At 68.5% G+C, this 8,156-nt stretch carries 6 protein-coding genes; all 6 read right to left on the reverse strand.

Annotated elements, in window-relative coordinates:
- Window positions 1–233 precede the first annotated feature (233 nt).
- Entirely contained in the window at window positions 234–1,817 is a 1,584-nt protein-coding gene (locus ACFWF3_RS15450; RefSeq protein ID WP_379314184.1) for an alkaline phosphatase D family protein, read from the reverse strand.
- Between the two features lie 70 nt (window positions 1,818–1,887).
- Window positions 1,888–2,220 carry a hypothetical protein gene (locus ACFWF3_RS15455; protein ID WP_379314185.1) on the reverse strand — a complete coding sequence of 111 codons (333 nt, stop codon included), beginning with the start codon at window positions 2,218–2,220 and terminating at the stop codon, window positions 1,888–1,890.
- 65 nt (window positions 2,221–2,285) lie between these two features.
- Window positions 2,286–3,746: a PepSY-associated TM helix domain-containing protein gene (locus tag ACFWF3_RS15460; RefSeq protein ID WP_379314186.1), complete on the reverse strand. Its 1,461-nt coding sequence runs from the start codon at window positions 3,744–3,746 to the stop codon at window positions 2,286–2,288.
- Window positions 3,747–4,039: 293 nt separating this feature from the next.
- Complete coding sequence (locus tag ACFWF3_RS15465; RefSeq protein ID WP_379314187.1) at window positions 4,040–4,600, reverse strand: hypothetical protein; 561 nt, start codon at window positions 4,598–4,600, stop codon at window positions 4,040–4,042.
- Window positions 4,601–4,666: 66 nt separating this feature from the next.
- Window positions 4,667–6,325, reverse strand: a complete 1,659-nt coding sequence (locus tag ACFWF3_RS15470; protein ID WP_378991368.1) for an acyl-CoA synthetase — start codon at window positions 6,323–6,325, stop codon at window positions 4,667–4,669.
- 126 nt (window positions 6,326–6,451) lie between these two features.
- Window positions 6,452–8,080: an acyl-CoA synthetase gene (locus ACFWF3_RS15475; protein WP_379314188.1), complete on the reverse strand. Its 1,629-nt coding sequence runs from the start codon at window positions 8,078–8,080 to the stop codon at window positions 6,452–6,454.
- Window positions 8,081–8,156: the final 76 nt, after the last annotated feature.

Here is an 8,156-nt window from a genome sequence, read left to right on the forward strand (position 1 = left end):
GATGTGAATCTCTGGGCGGGGCTCGGCATGATCGGGTTCGCCGTCGTGTTCATCGGCTGGGCGCTGCTACGCCCGGTCCAGGTCCCCGAGGGTGCGGCGATGACGATGGAGGAATTCACCCCGGATCCGTGACGCGTGCGCGCCCGGGTCGGTGTGCGGGGCGCGGGTAGCGTCGAGGCTATGGCGACACGATGCGCGCGTTGCTGACCGGTGCCGCCGAAGGGCAGCTGACCTCAGGCTGACCTGACCGCGCCGGGGATCCCGTCCTCGACAACGAAACTCGCCCGCGTGCTGATCGGGGCACCCGGACGGCTCACGTAGGGGACCACGCGGAAGTCGTTGCGCCACTGGCGATGGTCGAGGTCGACGCGAACATAGCCGCGTTGCCGGTTGTAGAACTTCAGGTCCGGGTTGGCGGCCAGCAGCGTACGACCCGCGTCGGTGAGATCCGCGCCGTCGCTGCCGGTGCTGATCGATGTGCCGGTGAATTCTGTTGCCACGACCGGTGATTCGGGATCGGCGTAGTCGCGGCGTAGGTCGGCGACGTAGTTCTCGTGGCGGTCGCCGGTGATCACGACCAGGTTGTCGACCGCGTGGTCGGTGGCTGCGGCCAGCACCGTATTACGGTCTGCGACATAGCCGTCCCAGGCATCCGTGCCGAGCAGCAGGTCGGGGCCGGGGTCGTAATCGGACTGGGCCATGGCGACCTGATTGCCGAGCACCTGCCAGCGGGCAGGCGAAGTGGCGAAGCCGTCGACGAGCCAGTCGCGTTGGGCCGCACCGAGAATGGTGCGGTCGGTGGCGAAACGGTCGGCGCATCCGACGACCGCCGAGCCGTCACCGCACGCCTGCGGGGTGCGGTACTGCCTGGTGTCGATCATGGTGAATTCGGCGAGATCGCCGAACCGGTAGCGGCGGTGCAGGTGCATCGACGGGCCTGCGGGCAGCTGCGCCAAGCGCATCGGCTGGTGCTCGTACATGGCCTGGAACGCAGCGGCCTTGCGACGGCGGAACAGCGGCGCGAGGCGGTACACGTCGAAGCCGAGGCCGGGACTGTCACCGGCCCAGTTGTTGTCGAGCTCGTGATCGTCGAGGGTGACCAGCCAGGGGAACGCCGCGTGCGCGGCCTGGAGCGGCGCTTCGCCTTTGGCCTGGGCATAGCGCAGTCGGTAGCCCGCCAGATCCACTGCCTCGCCGGCGAGTTGCGGTGGCAGGTGCGCACCGCGGCGGGCCAGCACCCAGGAGGATTCGTAGATGTAGTCGCCGAGATGCACGACGAGGTCGAGATCTTCGGCGCTGAGGTGCTCGTAGGCGGTGTAGTACCCCGAACTCCACGACTGGCACGACGCGAAGGCGAACCGGAGCCGCGCGGTCGGGCTGTCGAGCGCGGGCGCGGTGCGGGTGCGCCCGACCGGCGAGATCGCCGAACCGGCCCGGAACCGGTAGTAGTACCACCGATCCGGTGCCAGCCCGGCGACCTCGGGATGCACACTGTGCCCGAGCTCGCGGGTCGCCACCGCTGAGCCGGTGACCACGACTTTCGTGAATCGTTCGTCCTCGGCGACCTCGTAGTCGACGGTCACCGGGGCGACCGTCATCCCGCCGTACCCGTCTGGTGCGAGCGGATCGGGGGCGAGTCGCGTCCACAGCACCACTCCGTCCGGGGTCGGTTCGCCGGACGCGACCCCGAGCGAGAACGGTTCGCCGAGCCGCCGTGGCGCGGCGAACCGCGCACTGCTCACCGCGGATACCCCCACGACAGCGGCGATCGAACCGCCGATGCCGCCGTGCAGGAGTTGTCGGCGAGACAGCGTCATCCGCTGATCCTTTCACCGCAAATCCGAACCAGCCACCGATCGTGTCGGGTTCGGCGTCGCGATGCGGGTGTCAGAGCCGGAAGATCCGCGAGCCGACGGCCCACCCCGCGCTGGACCAGTTCGGACCGAAGCACACCACGGTGCCCGCCTGGCCGACCGGCAGGTCCTGGCGGATCGTGTACGGCCCGACGGCGAAGGGCGCGATATTGTAACCGATGCAGTCGACCTCGAGCCGGTAGGTGCCCTCGCCGCCGTAACACCCACCATTGAACGCCCACGGGCCGTTCATCGACCCCTGGCAGCCGGGATCAGCGGCGGCCGTCCCCGCGGCGACACCGGTCAAGGCGACCGCGATGGCCGGAGCGGCCAAGCACATCGCTACTGCGCGAGCTGAGGTTCTCATGGGCAAGCTCCGATCATCGAGGGTCATGGGTTACATGGGATGTTTCCTCGATAGTTAGCCATGCGTTACACCGTGTCCGCGCGAGCGGCCAGGCCCAATGCGACATCGATGAGCAGGAAAACGATCAAGCTCACGCCGATGAGCGGGAGGAACCAGCCGACGGCGACCGCCGCGCCGACCAGCGGAACGGTGATCCACGGCGACGTGCGGCGCAGCACCCCACGCCGTGGCGGGACGGGCAGAGCAGTCCTGCGGGTGGGTCGACGCTGCCACCACATGCGGTAACCGAGCACGATCACGGTGACGAGGCCGACCATGATCGCGAGCAGCAACAGCTGGTTGACCAGGCCGAACAGCAGACCCATGTGGAAGGCGATGCCCCAGTTGGTGAGCTTGGCCATCAGCGGCCAGTCGGCGAACGCCAGCCGGTCGGTGACCGTGCCGGTCGCGCCGTCGACGGCGAGCGAGTCGACGGTGTAGGTGCCGGGCAGGCGCAGTTCCTTGATGCCGAACGCCTTCTCCGGTGTCGCCGGGATGGCGATTTCGGCGCCCTGGGAGATGCCCTCGGCACGAGCGACCTCGTAGACGCGATCGAGTTGCGCGATCCGCGCCGAGGGGTCGACCGGGGCCGGGCCGGTCTGCCCCCCGCTGTGGTGGTCGCCGCCCGAGGACTGGGCGGGACCGGCGGTGCCCGGCAGTTTCACACTCACCGCGGGGGTGGTCCAGCTGAGTTCTTCGCGCAGCGTCGTGACGTTCTCACCGGCATAGGTGGACCACGTCATGCCGGTGGCCGAGAGCAGCAGCACCACGGGCAGGATCCAGACGCCGATCGCACCGTGCCAGTTCATCTTTCGACGCCTGGTCTGGGACAGATCCGGCTTGAGCAGCCACTGCGCCGACCTGCGGTCGCGCCGCTTGCGCACCCGGTGCACCCACAGCACCAGCCCGAACAGCGCGATCACCCACAGCCACGACGCGGCCAGCTCGCTGTAGAGCCTGCCGGGCTCGCCCAGGTGCAGGCTGCGATGGAACTCGCTGAGCCAGGTGCGCAGTGGCAGCGCGCCACCACTTCCGTAGACCACGGACTCGCCGACCGGCTGGGCGGTGTGCGGGTCGACGAACACCGACAGCCGCTCGGAGTCGCCGAGCGCCGGATCGTTGAACAGCACGCGCGTGGTGTCGCCCTCGTTCGGGGCGGGGGCGACCGCGACCAGAGCCAGGTCGGGGCGCGCCGCGACCGCCGCGCCGACCTGGGCGGACAGAGCCTGGTCGGGCCCGGTGGTGTCGACCAGCAACAGATCGCGCGAGACGAACCCTTCGATCGTCGGCGCGATCGCGTACAGCGCGCCGGTGAGCGCGGCGATCAGGATGAACGGGGCGACGAAGAACCCCGCGTAGAAGTGCAGGCGCAGGGCCAGCGGAGACAGGCGTAAGCCCCGGCGTGCGCCGGAACGTGGACTGTCACCGGGGATCGGTGGTGCCGAGGGGGAGTTCTCCTCGGCCGGACGAGTGTCCGTGATGCTCATGCTGATTCATTTCTGGAGTACTGGAACCCGGTGCGCGCGGACAAGGCACGGCTCGGCACCCGCATCGACGACGGCACGCGAAGGCCGTCGACCTGGTGCGGCGTGGAGCCTGCCGATCGTCAGGCGCGGTCTTCGTCCGAGCGGAGCCGGACGAACACGGCCGATCGGCGGCGTACGTCGAGCACCACGCTCACGTCGAGAGAACGGGTGACGTCAGCGTCGGGAGGACAACGAGGCGCGTGTTCGACACGGGGACAGCGCACGACGAGCCCGTGCACCGGGTGAGGGAAAGGTCAGAAAGGAACAGCGAGCGGGGGAGCGCGGGTTCGCAGCGACGACGTGGCGAAGATTCGCAGGATGACGCGGTCGCGGTGGGCCAGGCGCAACGGCGCCGGGTCGGGGATGCGGGGAGTGCGGTAGCGCAGCGGCAGGATGCGCGCCAGCACAGCGCCGCCGACCCGGTAGGCGGCCTCGGCGCCGACGATGACGACGGCCGCGAGCAGCGCGGCGACGGTGTGGGCGGTGAGCATGCCGAGACCGAGCGAATCGTCAGCCGAGTGCGAGTGCCCCGACCAGCTCATCGTGGTGTGGCCGACCAGCTGACCACCCAGCAGCACCGCCGCCAAACCCAGCGCACCGTGACGCAGTGGGCCGATCCCGGCGACCAGTGCGCCGACAACCGCCGAGGCCGCCGCCAGCAACACGATCGCGGTGCTGCCCGGCAGCGCCCCACCGGCGGCCAGCCCGTGCGCGGCCAACGACAGCGCGCCCGACATCGAGCCCGCGCAGGCGCCGCGCAGCCGCGCGCCGACCGCACGCGACGGCGCGGACGCCTGCTCGAACCCGATGATCACGCGCTGATGATAGTCGACGGACGAGGCCCGCTCGGCGGCAATAGAGCCGGCTACGTCCAGCCGTTCTCAGTCCGACTCGACCGGCATCTCGATCAGCGGCTTGCGCAGCAGCTTGCCCGTCGCGTTGCGCGGCAGCTCGTCGACGAAGATCACCTCGCGCGGCACCTTGTAGCGGGCCAGGTTCTCGCGGACGTATTCCTTGATCTCCTTGGCGTCGCGCTTGGACTCCGGGCCGGGCACCACGATCGCGCGCAGCCGTTTGCCGTAGTCGTGGTCGTCGACGCCGACCACCGCGGCCTCGAACACATCGGCGCGGCCCGCGATGAGGTTCTCCACCTCCAGCGGGAAGACGTTCTCGCCGCCGGAGACGATCATGTCGTCGTCGCGGCCGTCGATGTAGAGCAGACCGTCGGCATCGAAATGGCCGACGTCACCGCTCGACATCATGCCGTCGACCATTTCCTTGGTCCGGCCGTCGGTGTAACCGGTGAACGCGAACCCGTTGTCCACGAAGATCGTTCCGGTGACATTCGGCGCGGTGATCGGCTTGCGGTTCTCGTCGAGCAGCACGATCCGGATGCCGACCGGTGCCTTGCCCGCCGTGGTCGGCGCCTTACGCAGATCCTCCGGGGTGGCCACGGTCATCACCGCGCATTCGGTGGAGCCGTAGAGGTTGTAGAGCGAGTCGCCGAAGTAGTCGAGGGTGCGGGTCACCACGTCGGGGGCGATCGCCGAGCCCGCGGCGAAGATGACCTTCATCGTCGACGGGTCGTACTTCGCCAGCACCTGCTCGTCCAGATCGAGGATGCGCTGCAGCATCGTCGGCACCACGACCAGCGAATCCGCCTGGTACTTCACCACATTGGCGAGCGTCTGCTCCGGGTCGAACCGGCGCTGCTGGAAGATGACCCGGTTTCCCAGGGCGAGCCCGAGGGTGAACTGCGACAGGCCGGTGCCGTGGAAGATCGGCGCCGCCATGATCATGGTGCCGTTGTTGGGCAGCGGCACCCGATCCACGAACTGCGCCGACGCGAACGGGCTCACCTTGTCGCGCGGTGCGCCCTTGGGGGTGCCGGTGGTGCCGCTGGTCAGGATCACCATGCCGCCGGGCTTGCTCGGCGCGGTGATCGCGGCGGTCGAACGGTCCGCCGACAGCGAGGCCACGGTCGGGATCGACGGGTCGGCGCCGTGCGCTTCGTCGACCCAGGTGAGCACCCGCGGGATCTCGGTGGGGATGGCGCTCATCAGGTCGAGGAACTCGCTGTCGTGCAGCACCGCCTTGACCTTCTCGCGGGCGGCGACATCAGCGAACTGCGGCTTGGCGAACCCGGTGTTCATGAGCACCGCGCGCACACCGAGCTTGCCCGCCGCGAGCAGGCTCAACACCATGCCGCGATGGTCACGGGCCAGCACCGCGATCACGTCGCCCTCGCTGATCCCACTGGCGCGCAGGCCGCGGGCGAAGGCGTTGGACTGTGCGTCGAGTTCGCCGAAGGTGATCTCGCCCAGCTCGTCGACGATCGCGCCCGCCTGCGGCCTGCTCTGCGCGGCGTGCATGACGACGCCGGCGAACGGGCCGAACTTCGAAACATTGCGGAACGAACGGGCGGCGTGGTCGAGGCGCAGCGGATTGAACAGCTTGCGATCGACCATGACCTTGACGCCGAGCGCGAAGTCACCGGCACGTCGGGCGGTAGTACCTAGCGCGGGCAGAGACAGAGACATCGAACAGCCTTCCGGCAGACCGAGCCCACGCAGAACCGCAGGCCGGACCGCGTCTTCGAGATCCAGTGCTGTCGCTAACACTAGCAAGCGATCCGGCCGCGCTGTCTACTCCGTAGTAGCCAGGGCCTATCCCTGTGAGACCTCATAGTCGATGAGGGTGCGGCGCACGATCTTGCCGGTGGCGTTGCGGGGCAGTTCGTCGAGGAAGATCACCTCGCGCGGCACCTTGAACCTGGCCAGATTCGCCTTGACGTGCGCCTGGAGTTCGGCGGCGTCGAGGGTGTGACCTTCTTCCAGGACGACGAAGGCGCGCAGGCGTTTTCCGAACTCCGGATCGTCGACGCCGATCACCGCCACGTCGAAGATCTCGGGCCGCTCGACCAGCAGGTTCTCGACTTCCTGCGGGTACACGTTCTCGCCGCCGGAGACGATCATGTCGTCGTCGCGGCCGTCGACCATGAGCAGCCCGGTGTCGGTGAAATGGCCCATGTCGCCGCTGGACATGAAGCCGTCGATGATCTGCTTGTGCCTGCCGTCGGTGTAGCCCTCGAACGGCGCGCCACTGCGTACGAAGATCCGGCCACGCGCGCCCGGCGTCTTGACCTGCTGATCCTCGTCGTCGTAGAGGCGGACCTCGCAGGTGATCGGCGAACGGCCGACCGTGCCCGGCGCTTCCGCCAGCTCGGCCGGGTTCGCGATGGTCGCGATGGCGACCTCGGTCGACCCGTAGAGGTTGTAGAGCACCGGTCCGAAGGCCTCGGTGGCCTTGATGCACAGCTCCGGGGTGAGCGCGGAGCCGGCGAAGAGGATGACCTTCAGTGAGGACAGGTCGTATTTCGCGCGGACGTCGGCGGGCAGCTCGGTCATCCGGTGCAGCATCGTCGGCACGCACACCAGCATCTCGACCTTGTGCTCGGCGATCGCGGCGAGGGTGGCCTCGGCATCGAATCGGCGGCGCATGACGATCTTGTTCGACAGGATCGTGTTGACCAGCCAGGTGCCCAGGCCCGTGCTGTGGAAGATCGGCGACACGATCATCGCTGTACCGCGCTTCGGGAACGGTACGCGGTCGACGAACTGCGCGGTCGCCATCGGCGTGACCTTGGTGCGCGGTGCGCCCTTGGGCAGGCCGGTGGTGCCACTGGTGAGGATGATGAAGCCGCCCGGCTTGCTCGGCGCGGGCAGATCCTCGGTGGAATTGTTCGCGACGAGGTCGTCGAATGTCGTGGCGCCCGCCGGGAGTTCGGTGCCTTCGTCGACCCAGGTGAGGTAGCGCGGCAGGTCGGCGGGCAGTGCGTCGAGCAGGCCGAGGAACTCGCTGTCGTGCAGCACCGCGCGCACGTTCTCGCGTTCGCAGACCTCCGCGAACTGTGGTTTGGCGAAGCCGGTGTTCATCAGCGCGATGCGCGCGCCCAGCTTGCCCGCCGCGATCATCGACATGATCAGGCCGCGGTGATCGCGGGCGAGCACGGCGATGACCGTGCCCTCGCCGATGCCCGCTTCGCGTAACCCGCGGGCGATGGCGGTGGACTGCTCGTCGAGCTCGCGATAGGTCAGCTCACCGCGCTCGTCCACGAGGGCCACCTGGTCGGGGGCGACGCGGGCCGAATGGCGCACGAGGGTGGCCTGCGGGCCGTAGATCTTGGATTCCTTCATCGTCCGCAGGGTCTCGAGCGGTGTTTTGGGATCGGAGACTCCGCGCGCGCGCAGTACACCGATCGCCTTCACGCTTTCGAGCAGATGTGACAGGTTCACTCGACTACCTCCGCAGCTTGGATCACTCGACGCTCACCGTAGCAGTCGATGTGCTGTGCATCACAGTAGTCTAACC

Source organism: Nocardia sp. NPDC060220 (genome assembly GCF_042727815.1).
Taxonomy (GTDB): domain Bacteria; phylum Actinomycetota; class Actinomycetes; order Mycobacteriales; family Mycobacteriaceae; genus Nocardia.

What these genes read in the sequence shown, in the direction of transcription:
- ACFWF3_RS15450 (WP_379314184.1), bottom strand. Translation starts at nt 1,817, where the DNA reads ATGACGCTGTCTCGCCGACAACTCCTGCACGGCGGCATCGGCGGTTCG.
- ACFWF3_RS15455 (WP_379314185.1), bottom strand. Translation starts at nt 2,220, where the DNA reads ATGAGAACCTCAGCTCGCGCAGTAGCGATGTGCTTGGCCGCTCCGGCC.
- ACFWF3_RS15460 (WP_379314186.1), bottom strand. Translation starts at nt 3,746, where the DNA reads ATGAGCATCACGGACACTCGTCCGGCCGAGGAGAACTCCCCCTCGGCA.
- ACFWF3_RS15470 (WP_378991368.1), bottom strand. Translation starts at nt 6,325, where the DNA reads ATGTCTCTGTCTCTGCCCGCGCTAGGTACTACCGCCCGACGTGCCGGT.